This window comes from Mucilaginibacter sp. (assembly GCF_965200995.1).
Taxonomy (GTDB): domain Bacteria; phylum Bacteroidota; class Bacteroidia; order Sphingobacteriales; family Sphingobacteriaceae; genus Mucilaginibacter.
Genome location: NZ_OZ241743.1, coordinates 3,891,450 through 3,907,897, shown reverse-complemented (window position 1 = coordinate 3,907,897; position 16,448 = coordinate 3,891,450). Strand labels below are relative to the sequence as shown.

At 47.1% G+C, this 16,448-nt stretch carries 15 protein-coding genes; 9 read left to right on the top strand and 6 right to left on the bottom strand.

Features of this window, described 5'->3' with window-relative positions:
* The first annotated feature begins 50 nt into the window (after nt 1-50).
* Entirely contained in the window at nt 51-1,535 is a 1,485-nt protein-coding gene (gene accC / locus ACY652_RS18230) for an acetyl-CoA carboxylase biotin carboxylase subunit (RefSeq protein ID WP_462265816.1), read from the top strand.
* A 156-nt stretch (nt 1,536-1,691) separates the two neighbouring features.
* Here the strand turns inward: accC and ACY652_RS18225 are convergent, their stop codons facing one another.
* The gene (locus ACY652_RS18225; RefSeq protein ID WP_462265815.1) at nt 1,692-2,150 is read right to left on the bottom strand and encodes an NUDIX domain-containing protein; all 459 of its coding nucleotides are present in this window, start codon (nt 2,148-2,150) and stop codon (nt 1,692-1,694) included.
* A gap of 76 nt (nt 2,151-2,226) precedes the next feature.
* On the opposite strand from ACY652_RS18225, the gene ACY652_RS18220 reads away from it, so the two are divergent.
* Nucleotides 2,227-2,811, top strand: coding sequence for a riboflavin synthase (locus tag ACY652_RS18220; RefSeq protein ID WP_462265814.1), 585 nt, complete (start codon nt 2,227-2,229; stop codon nt 2,809-2,811).
* Between the two features lie 84 nt (nt 2,812-2,895).
* Nucleotides 2,896-3,195 carry a hypothetical protein gene (locus ACY652_RS18215; RefSeq protein WP_462265813.1) on the top strand — a complete coding sequence of 100 codons (300 nt, stop codon included), beginning with the start codon at nt 2,896-2,898 and terminating at the stop codon, nt 3,193-3,195.
* An 87-nt stretch (nt 3,196-3,282) separates the two neighbouring features.
* Here the strand turns inward: ACY652_RS18215 and ACY652_RS18210 are convergent, their stop codons facing one another.
* Together ACY652_RS18210 and hscA are read right to left on the bottom strand one after the other, a co-directional pair.
* Nucleotides 3,283-3,972: a hypothetical protein gene (locus ACY652_RS18210; RefSeq protein WP_462265812.1), complete on the bottom strand. Its 690-nt coding sequence runs from the start codon at nt 3,970-3,972 to the stop codon at nt 3,283-3,285.
* 38 nt (nt 3,973-4,010) lie between these two features.
* Entirely contained in the window at nt 4,011-5,867 is a 1,857-nt protein-coding gene (gene hscA, locus ACY652_RS18205; RefSeq protein WP_462265811.1) for a Fe-S protein assembly chaperone HscA, read from the bottom strand.
* A 109-nt stretch (nt 5,868-5,976) separates the two neighbouring features.
* Here hscA and ACY652_RS18200 point away from each other — a divergent pair, with 109 nt between their 5' ends.
* Complete coding sequence (locus ACY652_RS18200) at nt 5,977-7,695, top strand: ATP-dependent nuclease (protein WP_462265810.1); 1,719 nt, start codon at nt 5,977-5,979, stop codon at nt 7,693-7,695.
* Nucleotides 7,676-10,504, top strand: coding sequence for a TolB family protein (locus ACY652_RS18195; RefSeq protein WP_462265809.1), 2,829 nt, complete (start codon nt 7,676-7,678; stop codon nt 10,502-10,504). Before ACY652_RS18200 ends, ACY652_RS18195 begins: the two co-directional genes overlap by 20 nt.
* Before the next feature lie 178 nt (nt 10,505-10,682).
* On the opposite strand, the gene ACY652_RS18190 is transcribed toward ACY652_RS18195, so the two are convergent.
* The 3 genes from ACY652_RS18190 to ACY652_RS18180 form a co-directional block, all read right to left on the bottom strand.
* Complete coding sequence (locus tag ACY652_RS18190; RefSeq protein ID WP_462265808.1) at nt 10,683-11,438, bottom strand: copper homeostasis protein CutC; 756 nt, start codon at nt 11,436-11,438, stop codon at nt 10,683-10,685.
* A 32-nt stretch (nt 11,439-11,470) separates the two neighbouring features.
* Nucleotides 11,471-12,481: a N(4)-(beta-N-acetylglucosaminyl)-L-asparaginase gene (locus ACY652_RS18185; protein ID WP_462265807.1), complete on the bottom strand. Its 1,011-nt coding sequence runs from the start codon at nt 12,479-12,481 to the stop codon at nt 11,471-11,473.
* A gap of 62 nt (nt 12,482-12,543) precedes the next feature.
* Nucleotides 12,544-13,875, bottom strand: coding sequence for a dihydroorotase (locus tag ACY652_RS18180; protein ID WP_462265806.1), 1,332 nt, complete (start codon nt 13,873-13,875; stop codon nt 12,544-12,546).
* Nucleotides 13,876-14,071: 196 nt separating this feature from the next.
* On the opposite strand from ACY652_RS18180, the gene ACY652_RS18175 reads away from it, so the two are divergent.
* Genes ACY652_RS18175 through ACY652_RS18160 form a run of 4 tightly spaced genes read left to right on the top strand, consistent with a single transcriptional unit; the run spans nt 14,072 to nt 16,446 of the window.
* Entirely contained in the window at nt 14,072-15,421 is a 1,350-nt protein-coding gene (locus tag ACY652_RS18175) for a DEAD/DEAH box helicase (protein ID WP_462265805.1), read from the top strand.
* Entirely contained in the window at nt 15,418-15,693 is a 276-nt protein-coding gene (locus ACY652_RS18170; RefSeq protein ID WP_462265804.1) for a hypothetical protein, read from the top strand. Before ACY652_RS18175 ends, ACY652_RS18170 begins: the two co-directional genes overlap by 4 nt.
* A 9-nt stretch (nt 15,694-15,702) precedes the next feature.
* Entirely contained in the window at nt 15,703-16,038 is a 336-nt protein-coding gene (gene gldC, locus ACY652_RS18165) for a gliding motility protein GldC (RefSeq protein WP_462265803.1), read from the top strand.
* Complete coding sequence (locus ACY652_RS18160) at nt 16,039-16,446, top strand: hypothetical protein (protein WP_462265802.1); 408 nt, start codon at nt 16,039-16,041, stop codon at nt 16,444-16,446.
* Nucleotides 16,447-16,448: the final 2 nt, after the last annotated feature.

Genomic DNA, 16,448 nt, shown 5'->3' with positions numbered 1-16,448 from the left:
GTTTCTGGTTGAATAAACCAAATCATAAATTCTGTTAACTTTGAAACACGATGAAAAAAATTCTGGTAGCCAATAGGGGTGAGATCGCCTTACGGGTAATGCGCTCGGCACGCGAAATGGGGATACAAACCGTGGCAGTATATTCCGCTGCCGACCGCAATGCCCTGCACGTGCGCTATGCCGATGAAGCTGTATATATTGGTGAGGCGCCCTCCAGCCAATCTTACCTGGTTATTGAAAAAATCATCGGCGCATGCCGCCAAACCGGTGCGGAGGCCATTCATCCCGGTTATGGATTTTTGTCGGAAAACCCGGCCTTCGCCCGTGCAGTGCGCGAGGCAGGGTTGATATTGATCGGCCCCTCGCCCGAAGCAATGGAGGTGATGGGGAACAAACTGTCGGCAAAGGCGGCGGCATTAAAGTACCGGATACCTATGGTCCCCGGAACAGAAGAAGCCATTACCGATGTGCCCGAAGCCAAACGCCGGGCCGTAGAAGTAGGTTTCCCGATATTGATTAAGGCAGCTGCCGGCGGCGGGGGCAAGGGGATGCGGGTGGTAGAACAGCCGGATGATTTTGAGGAACAAATGCAGCTGGCCGTATCAGAAGCCACCTCGGCCTTTGGCGACGGTTCGGTATTTATTGAACGCTACGTGTCTTCGCCCCGGCACATTGAGATACAGGTGCTGGGCGATAACCACGGCAATATTGTACACCTGTTCGAGCGCGAATGTTCAGTGCAGCGCCGCCATCAAAAGGTGGTGGAAGAAGCGCCATCGTCGGTACTTACGCCGGATATACGGGAGCGCATGGGCAGGGATGCCGTAAATGTGGCCCGTTCGGTAAATTATACCGGTGCCGGTACGGTTGAGTTTATTTTGGATGAACAGCTGAATTACTACTTTTTAGAAATGAATACCCGCCTGCAGGTAGAGCACCCGGTAACGGAGCTGATTACCGGCGTAGACCTGGTAAAGGAGCAAATTAAGATAGCCAGGGGAGAAGCCCTGAGTTTTACCCAGCAAGACCTGCACATCAGCGGCCATGCCATCGAGCTTCGGGTATATGCCGAAGACCCGGCCAACAATTTTCTGCCCGACATCGGTACCCTGCAAACCTATGTTACGCCCAAAGGCGCGGGCGTTAGAATAGATGACGGTTTTGAGCAGGGCATGGAAATCCCCATTTATTACGACCCTATGATTGCCAAACTGGTTACCTGCGGTGAAAACCGTGATGAGGCCATTGCCCGTATGATAAGGGCCATTGAGGAGTACCAGATCACCGGAATACAAACCACCCTGGGCTTCGGCAAATTTGTAATGCAGCACCCGGCCTTTACGTCGGGGCAGTTTGATACGCATTTTGTAAAAAAATACTTCACCCCCGAAGTGTTGCAAACGGACAATAAAGACGAGGCGCTGGTTGCAGCGCTGATTGTTCAGCGTTTGCTGGTTGCAGGAGGGCAAACCGCTCAGCCCGTAACTGATGTAAATATGGGCAGTAGTTGGGTAAAGAATAGGAAAGTGTTGTAATATAGTTATGCAATCTGTTTTGTTTGTCGTTTAGTCATTTCGACCGCAGGGAGAAATCTTCTTCAGGCGACTGGTATACGGCAGAAGATTTCTCCCTGCGGTCGAAATGACGTGATGCTGGCGCGATTGCAAGTGCAGTCAGCAAGTATTTGTTTCCTACTCCAGTATAGATTCCAGTTCATCAATAAAAGCCACCTGCGCCGGATTGATTTTCAGCCGTGCGGCAGCAAAGTCAAACCAGCCGCCCCGGTCAATCTCCGGTACTTCAATCCACTTGCCCGATTTATAGGGATACTCCATCCGGAAGGTGTTGCTTTGAATAGCATCTGCGTCAATATCACCCTCAATAGCCCAGGCGGCTACCACCTTGCCTCCCTTTTGCTTGATAGCGGTAAGCGGCCGGAAGTTGCCGGTTAGTGTAGTGCCGGTTTCTTCCGCAAACTCGCGACGGGCTGCTGCCAGCGGTTCTTCATCGCCGGTGTACTCACCTTTGGGTATGGTCCACGCGCCGATGTCCTTGTCCTTAAAATAGGGTCCGCCCGGATGCACCAGAAAAACTTCGGGTTGCGCCTGCGTTTGACGATACAGTAAAATTCCGGCGCTTTGTCTTGGCATAACAGTTATGATGTTGTGATGAAGAAAACTCCGGCTGATAGTTTTAGTTTTGCATCTTACCTCATAAGATCAGGCTATGTTTACCGGAATAATTGAAACCTTAGGTACCGTTACCAACCTTACAACTGCGCAAGGCAACCTGCATATTACCGTAGCTTCGGGCATTGCGCAGGAGTTGAAGATCGACCAGTCGGTAGCGCATAACGGGGTTTGCCTTACGGTGGTGGCCCTGAATGATAACACGCATACCGTAACTGCCATTGAGGAAACGCTGAACAAAACCAGCCTGGGCCAACTGCGGACAGGTGATTTGGTTAACCTGGAACGCTGTATGCAGATGAACGCCCGGTTAGACGGCCACATTGTGCAGGGGCATGTTGACCAAACAGCTGTATGTATTAAGCGCATAAATTTAGATGGCAGCTGGGAATATACTTTTCAGTACGATGCCGCTAAAGGGAACGTTACCGTTGAAAAGGGTTCGGTATGTATCAACGGCATCAGCTTAACGGTAGTTAATTCAGCGGCCGATACCTTTTCCGTAGCTATCATCCCCTATACGTATGAACATACCAACCTGCAAAACGTGCAGGAAGGCAGTGTTGTGAACCTGGAGTTTGACATTATCGGCAAGTATGTAGCGCGGCTGATGAACAAGTAATGTGCTTTTCAGCATGTAATTTGCCCGGATAATAAACAATATGGATAATTTGGAGTTATAAATAAACAACCAAAGCGAATTGTTATGGATAAGATTAGAAAATTTGATTTAATGGAAAAGATTGTTCACGAGTTGGAAGACCTGCGCAACAGTCAGCAAGCCATTATTCAAAAATTAGGAAAGATAGAAGTCGACAATATTGATTTGGGCGATAAACGCCTGGAAAAGGATCTACCGGATATGCACCAGCGCGTGGCCGATAATTTGGATGCCATTGCCGGTCTGCTGGAAAGCTTTGCCGGGCAAACAGATGAATTCAGCAACAAAAACAACATCACGGCCCTGAAAGAGCAGGAAGCCATTGATGCGGCTACGGGTAAATAAGCTTTAATTTTTAAACAAGAAAAGGCGACTCAAATGGTTGCCTTTTCTTGTTTATAGCATTGTTTATAGCATTCAGTTGTTCTTTTACTAATTAGAGTTTCCACCATTAAAGGCTTGTTCTTCGGGCTTCGGGTGATTATTGTTGTATTTGTTAATAGCTTTCAGGTAATCTTTTTTATCAAAAAACTTAACGGCTTTGGGATCGTCCTGCACCATCGCTTGCAGGTTAGCTTTGCTAAAGGGTTGCAGCGGGGCATCGCCCTTTTGTATAGCAACTATAGCCAGTGCGTTTGAGTATACATTAATCTGCCCGTCAATCACCCTGAACATCCAGCAGCTGTCGGTAGTTAGTTTAGGCTCAAATGTACCTTCGTAAGTGCCTCTTGTAATGCTTATTTCTTTTGCATCAGCCGGATAAATCCTTTTCTCACGTCGCGCATCACCTTCACGAAACGATTTATCAACGGCAACAATATAGGTTTTGCGCTGAAATGTATCAATATATATTTTTGACTTAATCTCCTTTGTTACCGAATCCTTCATGACAAGCGCAAACGTCAGCTTATTGTTGGTGAACATGTTGTCTTTGTAGTTCCAGCGCATCATGTTCATCATATTCATGTTCATCATTTGCATCTGCATACTTACAAATTGCGTTCGCATCATGTTTTGAGATGCTGCCACATAATTGAAGCCCTGTGCTTGTGAGGCGGAAGCCTTGCATAAAAAAAGCAGCATTATCCCGACAATGCTGCAATAGTGTGATCGTTTAGTCATGCAATAAAGCTAAAAAATAGCTTTATAACTGTCAAGCCCTAATCAATGCTTTTTCCCTTCATGGCCTGTCCAATAGCCATATCCATTACCCGCTCGGCAAAGGGGCGGGTGTAGGTGTTCAGTTCATCCACCTTTTTTAAGATCAGGTCCTTATCGCCGCTGGTTAAGGCATCGCGCAGGGCGGTAATATGCCACTGGGTCTGCGTTACTTCGGCTACAGATAAATAAGCGCCATTTTTTTCAACAAAGCGTTCGGCCGTATACACCATCTGCTCGCCTTCGGTGCGGGCTTCAATCAGCATCCGCTGGGTTACATCATCTTTAGCGTGGGTAATACTGTCCATCAGCATCTGTTCTACCAGGTCATCGGTAATGCCATAGGCAGGGGTTACCTCTACTTCCTGCTTTACGCCCGAGCGCAGTTCTACGGCCTGTATCTTTAAAATACCATCGGCATTCAGCAAAAAATTGATATCCACCTTAGGCAGCCCGGCCGGCATGGCGGGTATGCCCTTGAGTTCAAACTCTGCCAAACGGCGGTTCTCTTTCACTAAATCACGCTCACCCTGAAAAACGGAGATCTTCATGTTCACCTGCCCGTCTACCGAAGTGGTATACTGCCTTCCGGCTTTGGTAGGTACTTTGGAGTTGCGCGGAATGATGACATCCATCAGTCCGCCCATAGTTTCGATACCTAACGAAAGGGGGGTAACATCCAGCAGAAGCACATCTTTGCGGTTACCGGCCAGCACATCGGCCTGTATGGCTGCACCTAAGGCTACTACCTCATCGGGGTTCACCTCATCATGCACCGGGCGGCCAAAAAATTCGGCTACCTTTTGTTTAACCAAGGCCGTGCGGGTAGAACCGCCTACCATTACCACTTCGTTGATGTCTGCAACCGTTAAGCCTGCATCGTTCAGCGCATTCTGGCAGGCGGCAATGGTTTCCTGCACTTTAGGCGCAATCAGCTGTTCAAACGTATTGCGGTCAATCGTGAACCATAACTCACCTGATTTTTCATTGAATAAACTCTGATGCGCAAAGGATTTTTTGGCTTCTTCTGCCTTCAAACGCAGCAACTGCGCCAGCTCCCGGTTTTCACTTAAATCATCCGGGTTGATATGATTTTGTTCTATCCAATAGTTAACTACCAGCCGGTCAAAATCATCGCCGCCCAAAAAAGTGTTACCGTTGGTAGACAGCACCTCGAAGATACCGTTCTGTATTTGCAAGATGGAAACATCGAAGGTACCCCCGCCCAGATCATAAACCGCAATGGTCTTGGTTTCGTCGGGGTTTAAGCCGATGCCGTAGGCCAGGCTGGCGGCGGTAGGCTCGTTCACAATACGCAATACATCCAGCCCGGCCAGCTTACCGGCATCGCGGGTGGCCTGCCGCTGCGAGTCGTTAAAATAAGCGGGCACGGTAATTACCGCGCGGTTCACCGGCGTTTTAAGCGCGTGTTCGGCCCGCTCTTTTAATTCTTTTAATATCAGTGCCGATAGCTCTATCGGCGTGTAAAACTTATTGTTCACATTGATTTTCACCAGGCTTTCGGTATCATCATCAATGATTTTGTAAGAGAAGAAATTCTTATAATCGGCTATATCCTGAAAAGAGCGGCCCAAAAGCCGTTTCACTGAAAATACGGTATTACGTGGGTCGGTAACCAGCAGTTCGCGGGCCTCGTTGCCTACCGTAACATCCCCCGTTGCGCCAAAGTGAACAACAGAAGGTACTAACACACCTTTGCCGGTATCATTAATCACCTGCGCCTGCTTATCAGGGTTGATGAAGGCAACCAGCGAGTTGGTGGTGCCTAAATCAATACCAACAATAATTTCTTCCTGCTGTAATGAACCTGTGGACAGGTTGATGGATACTTTAGCCATAGTGAATTGAACAAGCGGCAAAAGTAAAGAGTTTTGCCTTAGCAGATGTCATGTTAATGCTTTGATTTAAATATAAATTCATTACTTAGTATAATTTTAAATTTTAAATATGCTGGAAAAGGTTACTATAAAAAATTTTAAAAAACTTGAAAACATATCATTCAGTTTATCACAATCTATTGTATTAATTGGACCTAATAATGCGGGTAAATCCACAATATTTCAAGCGTTATGTTTGTGGGAAATTGGTGTTGTAAATTATATACAAGCATATCAAAAAAAAGACCTTAATAAGCGAAATGCAGCTGTTATTAACAGAAGAGATTTGTTAAATAGCCCGATTTCAGATGCAAGATTTCTGTGGCATAACAGACGAGTAACAAAAAAAGATGCAAATGGAGGACAAAAACATATCATACTCAGCGTTGAGATCGAAGGAAAAGATGACGGTTTGGATTGGAAGTGTAAAGCAGAATTTGAATTTAGTAACAATGAGTCGTTTTCTTGTAGAATTACAAGTGGCTTACAAGAAATAATAGGATTATACAACAAAAATAACGGTGTTCATTTTGGGTTTCTTCAACCAATGTCTGGAATAAGTATAAATGAGGATAAATTAACTCAAGGTTCAATTGACAGAAAGTTAGGGGAGGGACGTACAGCAGAAGTTTTAAGAAACATTTGCTACGAAATATTATATCCGGATACACCTCATCCTAAAGGATATAATTCAGAAAAAAAATGGGATAGTTTAACCAAAAGTATCAAAAATCTTTTTGGCGCTGAATTGCAAAAACCCGAGTTTATTAAAGTAACAGGCATTATTGAATTGAAGTATATAGAAAATAGCATTATATATGATATATCTTCTGGCGGGCGGGGCTTTCAGCAAACACTACTGCTGTTAGCCTATATGTATGCTAATCCTAATACTGTTTTATTACTTGATGAACCTGATGCGCATTTGGAAGTAATAAGACAAAGAGAGGTTTTTCAAAAAATAAATGATGTAGCAGCTGACATGAATTCACAGTTGTTAATAGCTTCTCACTCTGAAATAGTACTGGATGAAGCTGCCGAAGCTTCAAACATAATTGCTATAATTGAAAATACGATTTATGAATTAAACAAAGATCGGTCGAAACAAAATTTAAAGCACATTAAAAAGTCTTTAACAGAAATTGGTTGGGAGAAATATTATTTAGCTCGTTCAAAGAAACATGTTTTGTATTTAGAAGGATCAACTGATTTACACATGCTTCAAATTTTTGCAAAAAAGCTACAGCATGAAGTCGAACCGTTACTTAGGAAAGCAAATGTTCAGTATACTGCTGACAACGTTCCAAATACAGCTGTGGGTAATTATGTTTCGTTGAAAGAAATATTTCATGATTTGAAAGGATTGGCCCTATTTGACCGGTTGCCAAACTATCTTCAAAATCCAAAGCTTACTATTATTTGCTGGGAAAAGAGGGAACTGGAAAATTACTTCGCCAAACCACAGGTCTTGATTAAATACGCCAAATCGTTATCTTATAAATTTCCGAATATGAGTCAACCCCAATTGGCTCGTATAATGGAAAACTCTATTAAAAACAATACAGCACCTGTTTACTTAACAGATTTAAACAATGTATGGTGGAGTAATGCAAAAGTAACTGATGAATGGTTTGATGTTATTTTTACTCAGTTCTACAAGGAAATAGGTGTAGCTCAAGATTTTTATAAAAGAGATTATTACAAATTAATTGAGTTGATGGCGAAGGAAGATATTGATCAGGAAATAACGGATAAATTGGATGCGATTTATGAAGTTATTAAAGATTAGCTCCGTAATTTTTATATTGATTATATTTTTACTTCAATCGGCAAAAGCACAAACTTTTGGCGGCAATCCGCCATCGGTTAAATGGCGGCAAATCAATACACCGGCGGCACGTATCATCTTTCCGGCCGGTGTTGACAGTACCGCTTTCACGGTAGCCAATATCATCAACCGTATCAACCCGGCGGTAAAGCCCACGATAGGAACGCGGCAGAAACTGGTTAATATTGTGCTGCAGAACCAAACGCTGGAGAGCAACGGCTATGTAGGGCTGGCGCCTTTCCGCAGCGAATTTTTTTTAACTCCGCAGCAGAGCAGCTTTGAGTTCGGGAGCCTGCCCTTTGGTTCGCAACTGGCCGTACATGAGTTCAGGCATGTGCAGCAGTTTAATAATTTTGATGTGGGCTTTACACGGGCGCTGCATCTCGCCTTTGGCGAAGGCGGCCAGGCGCTGGGCGCCGCCCTTGCCGTACCCGACTGGCTGTTTGAGGGGGATGCGGTATATAACGAAACCCTGGTTACGCGGCAGGGCCGGGGCCGGCTGCCGGGCTTTTATAATAACTTTCGCATACTTTGGGCTGCTGATAAAAACTATAGCTACATGAAGCTGCGCAACGGCTCATACCTCGATATTATACCCAATCATTATCCGTTGGGCTATATGCTGGTGGCTTACGGGCGGCAAAAATATGGCAGTAACTTTTGGGCCAAGGCAGGGCAGGATGCCGCTGCTTACCATAGTGCGGTTTACCCGCTGCAAAGCGCCATCCGTAAATTTACCGGGCAAAACTTTAAGCAGTTTGTGGCCGGCGGACTTAATTATTTTAAACCGCAACTGGTTACCCCGGCGCAGCAGCAGGCCGGTGCATTGCTTAAAAAACGCCATTTTGAGGTTAGCGAACAATATCCGGTATTTGCAGATGACCAAACGCTGATCTATAAGAAATCCACCTATCGCAACCGCCCGGTATTTGTAGTGAAAGCTCATGGAAAGGAGCGCGAAATACGCATCAGTGATGTGGTGAACGATAATTATTTCGGTTATGCCAACGGGAAAATTATATACACCAGCCTGAACCCCGACCTACGGTGGGGCTACCGCGACTATAACGAACTTGTAATTGTGGATATAAGCACCGGCCGCCAGCGCCGCATTACCCGCAGAACCAAATATTTTGCGCCAGCCTTTAATGCCGGGGCAGACAGTGTAGTTACTGTGGAGCAGGCACCATCCGGTAAAAGCACCCTGCATATTTTAAAAGCCCAAGATGGCGAACTATTGTATGCAGTGCCCAACCCTGAACAGCTTACCTACAACTATCCTAAGTTTTATAAGGATCACCAGCTGGTTGCCGTTATCCGTAAGCCTGATGGAAAAACCACGCTTGCTTTAATCAATATGCAGGATGGCGGTACTACGGACTTAACCCCGGCAAGTTTTACACCGGTAGGTTTCCCGGTATTGCAAAAGGATACGGTTTATTTCACAGCTACTGCCGGCAATGCCGACCGTTTGTACAGCTTAACTATACCCGGCAAACAACTGTACCAGTTACAGCATGATTCTATTTCTCCTTCGCTGGCCAACTATCAGCCTGCGGTTTCATCAACACAGCTTGTGTGGGTAAGCCCCGATGTAACCGGCAACCGGCTGCACCAGGTTGCAAAGCACCAGGTTGTGCAACTTGCGGTACAGCAATTAGCGCCATTATCTGATTATAGAATAAGTGATCTGAGCAAGAACCCGGCTGCACACATTACCGATGATACCAGCCTCACTACTGCATTACCGGTACGTAAGTACCCTAAGTTTGCACATCCCTTTAATTTTCACAGCCTCATCCCTTATTTTGACGACCCGGAATATACGCTCTCTTTACAGGGGCAGAACATCCTGAACACATTTACCAGTGCGCTTGATTTTACTTATAACCGCAACGAGCAGTATAAGCAGATACAGTTCAGCGCTACCTATGGCGCTTTGTTTCCCTATCTGTTCGGCAGTGCGGGCTATACGTTCGACCGCAGAGGGTATTCTACCCGGCTTCAGCAAAACATTTACTGGAACGAAAAATCTGTTGAAGGCGGATTGCAGGTGCCGCTCAATTTATCGTCGGGGCGGTATATTACCAGCCTTACCCTAAGCAGCAGCGTAGCCTACAGCGCCATTGACGCTTATGCCACTTACCGGCCGCTTTTTCGGTACGCCAGCTATACGTATGTAAACAATACCATCAGCTTTAGCAACCGGGTACAGCAGGCCCGGCAAAATGTTTATCCGCACTGGGCACAAAATATTACCCTTAATTACAGGGGTTCTGTTAGTGGTATTGGTGCAAGGCAGTTTTTAGCTACCGGCACATTTTATTTTCAGGGCTTAACAGCCAACCACGGCATTGCCCTGAGCGGTGCATGGCAGCGGCGCGATTATACCAATAATATTTACACCAATAATTTTCCTTTTTCGCGCGGGTACACGGCAGCCAACCTGCCCCAGATGAGTAAAGTGGGTTTCAATTACCAGTTACCGCTGGCTTACCCGGATGCCGGTATAGCCAATCTGGTGTATTTGCTGCGCATCAGGGCCAATCTGTTTGCCGATGCCTCACGTGCTGCATTTACCAACGCGCAAAACCAAAAGGTTCAGGCCAACTTCAGGTCGATAGGGACAGAGGTGTATTTTGATACCAGCTGGTTTAACGAGGCGCCGGTAACCTTCGGCTTACGGTACAGCTATCTGCTGGATGATGACCTGTTCGGCAACCGGGGCAAGCATCGTATCTCGTTTATCGTGCCGCTTACAATATTTTGATAATTCCTATTGCCGCTGTCTGATTCAAGCAATAAACATCTTTACAAAATTGCGTCATTGCGAGGTACGAAGCAATCTCTCTGCACTTAGTTAAGACATAATGCCGGGAGATTGCTTCGTACCTCGCAATGACGCCTGGCTATCTAATGGCATCAGACAAAGCATACATGGCTGTTATCTACCTGCCTTGCGTATTCGCCAGGCGGATCAATTCCTTTACCCGGCCGGTATCGGTTTCATCAATCTTATATTCATTAATACCGGCATGGCCGCCCATTACAATATGGGTGTTGTGGTACTGCATGGCGCTGTTACGGTAGCTGCGGGCCGAAGCATGTACTTCCTGTACGTTGGTAAAACGTACCAAATCGGCCACGTTTTGTTCGCTGATGCCGCCACCGGGCATAATGCCGATGCGGCCGGCGGCTTTTTCCGTTAGGTGATGCAGTACGCTGGCCCCTTCCATAGCCGTGGTTTTACCGCCCGACGTGAGTATGCGCCCGCAGCCCAGTTCAATTACATCTTCAAGCGCCTGGTAAATATTAGCCGTCATGTCAAAGGCCCGGTGAAAGGTAACGCCTAAACCGGCCTTTGCGGCCTTTTCTATCAGGCGGCTGTTCGCCCGCTTATCTATGGTGCCGTCGGCATTCAGGGCACCAATCACAATACCATCGCAGCCAGCCTGTATACAAAAATCCACATCGGCCAGCATCATATCCATTTCGGTAGCTGAGTATAAAAAATCGCCGCCCCGGGGCCTGATCAGTACGTATAATTGTAAATTCAGTAGTTGCCTGGCTAAGGTAATCTGCCCGGCGGACGGCGTAGTACCGCCCTCATGCAGGTTGTTGCACAGTTCAACCCTTACGGCCCCGCCTGCCTGGGCGGCAAGTGCAGAAGGTACGGAGTTGGCGCATACTTCAAGCGTAATCATCGTATAATTGGTAAGAGAGGGTGATTCAAAAATCAATAAGCGCTTTTACCCGGTATGGTCAGGTCTTGCTTTTGGTTGTTGCATACCGCAAAGGTGAAGCCCTTTTGCAGGGCATAAGCGCCATATTCGCCTTTTTTATTGAGGGCTAAAAATCCTACCTGTATCTGCTTCGCAATTTCGGGCTTCTTTTTAATAATGCGTTCTACCGCTTCTTTACAGGCGGCCTCGGGCGTATAGCCCTGGCGCATAAGTTCCACTACCAGGAAACTGCCCACATTGCGGATCACTTCTTCGCCTACACCGGTAGAGGTAGCGCCGCCTACCTCGTTGTCAACATATAAACCTGCGCCAATGATGGGGCTGTCGCCCACACGGCCGCGCATTTTCCAGGCCATGCCGCTGGTGGTACAGGCGCCAGACAGGTTGCCTTTGGCATCCAGCGCCAGCATACCAATGGTATCGTGGTTGTACTCGCTGCCGGGCATGCCGTTTTTGTTCTCGATATTCATCACAGGCGAATATTTAGCGGTCTTCAGCCATTTTTTCCACTCTTTTTCTGATTCGGCAGTGAGCAGTTTGTGCGCCTTAAAGCCTTGCTGCACCGCAAACTGCGTGGCCCCTTCGCCTACCAACATCACGTGCGGCGTTTTTTCCATCACCAGCCGGGCTACGCTGATCGGATGATCAATAAATTCCATACCGGCTACCGAGCCACAGTTGCCCAGATCATCCATAATACAGGCATCAAGCGATACATGCCCGTCGCGGTCGGGGTAGCCACCGGGGCCAACGGTATGGTTAGTTAAATCTGATTCGGTTATACGCACACCGGCTTCCACCGCATCAAGTGCGCGGCCGCCGTTTTTAAGTACGCCCCAGGCACCCTGGTTGGCCTGCACGCCAAAGTTCCAGGTAGAGATAACAACAGGCCTGGTTCCTGCTTCGGCGGTGATTGGCAATGTTTTGGCGACAGCGCTTTTAGCCAGCGCCGCAAATGATGCACCGGCAGCAGATAACTTTATGAATTTTCGGCGGTTAAACATGGTAGCTAAGATACTATAATTTGGCAAAAGCAAGCCTGGCTTTGCCGAAAGCTACAAACCTGTTACCTTTCAAATTGCAGCCGCTCACCTTTATGTTGCGCTGCTATGCTGCCGTTATGATAAACCATATTGCCGGAAACGATGGTATGGGTAACCGTGGAAGCGAAAGACGTGCCTTCAAACGGGCTCCAGCCACATTTATATAACACATTACTGCGGTCAACCTGCTGCGGTTTGTTCAGGTTAACCAGCACCAAATCGGCCCAGTAACCCTCACGAATGAAACCCCGCTTTTCAATCTGGAAGCAAACGGCCACATTGTGCGCCATTTTTTCGGCCACCTGCTCCAGGGTGATTTTACCCTGATGATAAATTTCGAGCATAGCCGGTAAGGCATGCTGTACCAGCGGCCCGCCCGAAGGCGCCTGCAGGTAAGGCTGCTCTTTTTCCTGCAAGGTATGTGGTGCATGGTCGGTCGCAATTACATCAATGCGGCCTTCTAACAAAGCCTGTAAGATGCCTTCACGGTCGGCAGCGGTTTTGATGGCCGGGTTCCATTTGATAAAGTTCCCTTTCGTGGCGTAATCACCATCATCAAACCAGAGGTGATGCACACAGGCTTCGGCGGTGATGCGCTTTTGAGCGAGTGGTACGTTATCAAATAGGGTGGTTTCTTTGGCCGTAGAAATGTGCAGGATATGCAAACGCGTATGGTGCTTCTTAGCCAGCTCAACCGCCATTGATGAAGACAGGTAGCAGGCTTCGGCACTGCGTATGAGCGGATGGCATTCTACGGGGATGCTATCGCCGTATTTTGCTTTATATAAGGCTAAGTTCTGCCTTATGGTGGCTTCGTCCTCGCAATGCGTGGCAATCAGCATCGGAGATTGTGCAAACAGGCGTTCCAGCGTATCGCGGTTATCCACCAGCATATTACCGGTGGATGAACCCATGAACACTTTAATACCGCATACCTTGTTGATGTCTGTCTTCAGCACTTCATCTAAATTATCATTAGAAGCGCCCATATAAAAGGAGTAGTTGGCTGCCGACTTTTGTGCCGCCAGCTGATACTTATCTTCAAGTAATTCCTGAGTCAAAGTATTGGGAACAGTATTCGGCATTTCCATAAAGGAGGTGATGCCTCCGGCCACCGCCGCACGGGATTCGGTATAGATATCGCCTTTATAACTCAGGCCCGGCTCACGGAAATGTACCTGGTCGTCAATGCAGCCGGGCAGCAGGTGCAGGCCTTCGGCGTTAATTACCTGGTCGGCATTGGTATGTATAGCGGTATCAATGCGTTCAATAAAACCGTCTTTAATGAACACATCGCCGGTGAAGCGGCGGTTTTCATTTACAATGGTAGCAGCTTTAATAAGGATGGAAGCCATGCGGTAAAGGTAGAGATTTTCAGTGAGGAGGGAGCGGTGTAGCAGGAGCGATAGCCAGGATATAAAAACTAAAACGCTTCTAAATTTTCCGCATTAAATGATCTGCGAACATCTGCGCTCTCAGTCTCCGCTCTCTCAACCCCGATCCTCGCTCACCCTCTCCACTTACCGACTAAAAATCTTACCTTTGCGGCCTATGGCAGGTACCTTTGATGATTTTGGATTTAACCGGCAGGTTTTAAATGCCATAGCCGATGCCGGTTACAGTGAGCCAACCCCGATACAGCAGAAAGCCATACCGCCTGTACTGAACGGACAAGATGTAATGGGCATTGCCCAAACCGGCACCGGCAAAACTGCCGCTTATGTGCTGCCGCTGATCATGAAGCTGAAGTATGCGCAGGGCGAACACGCCCGGGCCTTAATTATAGCGCCCACCCGCGAGCTGGCCATGCAGATACAGGAGAACATCGCCCTGTATGCTAAACATACCGATTTGCGCACTGTGGTATTATATGGCGGTTTGGGCCCTAAAACGCAGATTGAGAACATCAACAAGGGCGTAGATATTATTGTGGCCACCCCAGGCCGGTTTATGGATATCTACCTGGCAGGGCACATTGTAACCAAGCCGCTGCAGGTGCTGGTATTAGATGAAGCCGATAAGATGCTGGATATGGGCTTTATGCCCCAGCTTAACCGCATTTTAGAGGTGGTGCCACGCAAGCGGCAAAACCTGCTGTTTTCGGCTACCATGTCGGAAAAGGTACACCAGCTTTCGGCCAATTTTCTGGAGTTTCCTATTGTGGTGGAAGTTACGCCGCAGGCTACGCCGGCACAAACCGTAAAGCAAAGCCTGTATTATGTGCCCAATATCAAATCGAAAATTAACCTGCTTAAATATTTGCTGGACGCAGAAGAGCAGGGCATCAAAAAATTGATTGTATTCTGTATCACCCGCGCCTCGGCCGAAAATGTTTACAAGTTTCTGGTGCGCCGCTACGATGATAAACAGGTGAAAGTATTGCATGCCAACAAGGGGCAAAATACCCGCATCAATTCCATAAACGCATTTAAGGCCGATGATATTAAAATACTGGTGGCCACCGATGTGGTAGCACGGGGTATAGATGTGAGCAATGTAAGCCACGTCATCAACTTTGAGGTGCCGGTAGTAATTGAGGATTATGTGCACCGTATAGGCCGCACCGGCAGGGCTTTCCAGTTGGGCGAAGCCATCACCTTTTGCAACCCGGCAGAGGAATACCGTATTCATAAGATTGAGAAGCTGATTCGCAACCCCATACCGGTTTACCCTATACCTGAGGGTGTTTTTATTGAAGAAACCCCTTACGAGGAGCGGCAGGAGCAGGCCAAAGAAATCGACTTGCAAAAGCGCAAGGAGAATCCTGATTTTAAGGGTGCTTTTCATGAAAAGAAGGCTTCCAATACCAAAAGCGCTGCTAAAGGGAATAAGGCTGGTGCGCCGCCCAAAAATAATAAGTACAGAAAATCAGGCAAACCTGCGCTTAAGAAACACCGATGAAACTAAAGATTACCCCGCTTAATTTTGCAACCGCATTTTTTGTTGTGCTGGCATTTATCAGCTGGTATTATCATGCCTCGCTGGTGGCCGGCAGCAAAACCCTGCAATGGGGCGGTACCATTGCCATTGTTTACCTGGTGATAGCCGTTGCGGTATTTTTTTTAGATACCACATTTCGCCATTTCTTTCCCGAAACTAAACGCCTGTGGATTGTTGAACTGTGCTTTATCGTATTTACGGCCGTTCTTTACCTGCTGGCCATACACAAATAACATTTAACCATGAAAACAGCCGAAATAAAACTAACCATCGAACTGGATGATGATAATGTGCCCCAGAATATCTTATGGGAGTCTACCGACTCGCAGACACAGGAGGCACTGCCGGTAAAATCTATGATGCTGGCCCTTTGGGACCATAATTATAAAAATGCCCTGCGCATAGATCTCTGGACCAAGGATATGCCGGTAGATGAGATGAAGAAGTTCTTTTACCAAACCCTGCAAACCATGGGCGACAGCTTTTTGCGGGCTACCGGCGAAAAAAACATTGTAGAAGATCTGCGCGATTACTGCGCCCATTTTGCAGAGAAAATGGAAATCAACCAGCAATCTTAAATGCAACTTAAAAACATCCTGGCATTTGCCGGTTATTGCCTTGCTGCCGCAGGTACCTACTGCCCGCTGCTGCGCCTGTTTGGTATCACCAACCAAAACCTGTTCGCTATTAACAAGCCCTACGGGCTGCTCATTTTATTCACCTGCATAGTAGGTATAGTGCTGCTGAGCGCGGGCCGGAGGCACAACGCGCAAACTACGGCCCGTATACTGCTGGCGCTGGTTATTGTGCTGTTTGCAGGTGCACACTTCAAGGTACACAATACCTTTAGCGGTATCACTTATAAAGGCATTGGCGGCTACCTGGCCGGCCAGGTAAAATTTATATGGGGCTGGTATGTGTTGTTTGCAGGGGCCATACTTAGTGTTTTTACAACTTACGCTTCTAAAAAACGTATAGAGAAATAATT

What these genes read in the sequence shown, in the direction of transcription:
- hscA (WP_462265811.1), bottom strand. Translation starts at nt 5,867, where the DNA reads ATGGCTAAAGTATCCATCAACCTGTCCACAGGTTCATTACAGCAGGAA.
- gldC (WP_462265803.1), top strand. Translation starts at nt 15,703, where the DNA reads ATGAAAACAGCCGAAATAAAACTAACCATCGAACTGGATGATGATAAT.
- ACY652_RS18215 (WP_462265813.1), top strand. Translation starts at nt 2,896, where the DNA reads ATGGATAAGATTAGAAAATTTGATTTAATGGAAAAGATTGTTCACGAG.
- ACY652_RS18190 (WP_462265808.1), bottom strand. Translation starts at nt 11,438, where the DNA reads ATGATTACGCTTGAAGTATGCGCCAACTCCGTACCTTCTGCACTTGCC.
- ACY652_RS18200 (WP_462265810.1), top strand. Translation starts at nt 5,977, where the DNA reads ATGCTGGAAAAGGTTACTATAAAAAATTTTAAAAAACTTGAAAACATA.
- ACY652_RS18175 (WP_462265805.1), top strand. Translation starts at nt 14,072, where the DNA reads ATGGCAGGTACCTTTGATGATTTTGGATTTAACCGGCAGGTTTTAAAT.
- ACY652_RS18170 (WP_462265804.1), top strand. Translation starts at nt 15,418, where the DNA reads ATGAAACTAAAGATTACCCCGCTTAATTTTGCAACCGCATTTTTTGTT.
- ACY652_RS18220 (WP_462265814.1), top strand. Translation starts at nt 2,227, where the DNA reads ATGTTTACCGGAATAATTGAAACCTTAGGTACCGTTACCAACCTTACA.
- ACY652_RS18225 (WP_462265815.1), bottom strand. Translation starts at nt 2,150, where the DNA reads ATGCCAAGACAAAGCGCCGGAATTTTACTGTATCGTCAAACGCAGGCG.
- ACY652_RS18160 (WP_462265802.1), top strand. Translation starts at nt 16,039, where the DNA reads ATGCAACTTAAAAACATCCTGGCATTTGCCGGTTATTGCCTTGCTGCC.
- accC (WP_462265816.1), top strand. Translation starts at nt 51, where the DNA reads ATGAAAAAAATTCTGGTAGCCAATAGGGGTGAGATCGCCTTACGGGTA.
- ACY652_RS18210 (WP_462265812.1), bottom strand. Translation starts at nt 3,972, where the DNA reads ATGACTAAACGATCACACTATTGCAGCATTGTCGGGATAATGCTGCTT.
- ACY652_RS18180 (WP_462265806.1), bottom strand. Translation starts at nt 13,875, where the DNA reads ATGGCTTCCATCCTTATTAAAGCTGCTACCATTGTAAATGAAAACCGC.
- ACY652_RS18195 (WP_462265809.1), top strand. Translation starts at nt 7,676, where the DNA reads ATGAAGTTATTAAAGATTAGCTCCGTAATTTTTATATTGATTATATTT.
- ACY652_RS18185 (WP_462265807.1), bottom strand. Translation starts at nt 12,481, where the DNA reads ATGTTTAACCGCCGAAAATTCATAAAGTTATCTGCTGCCGGTGCATCA.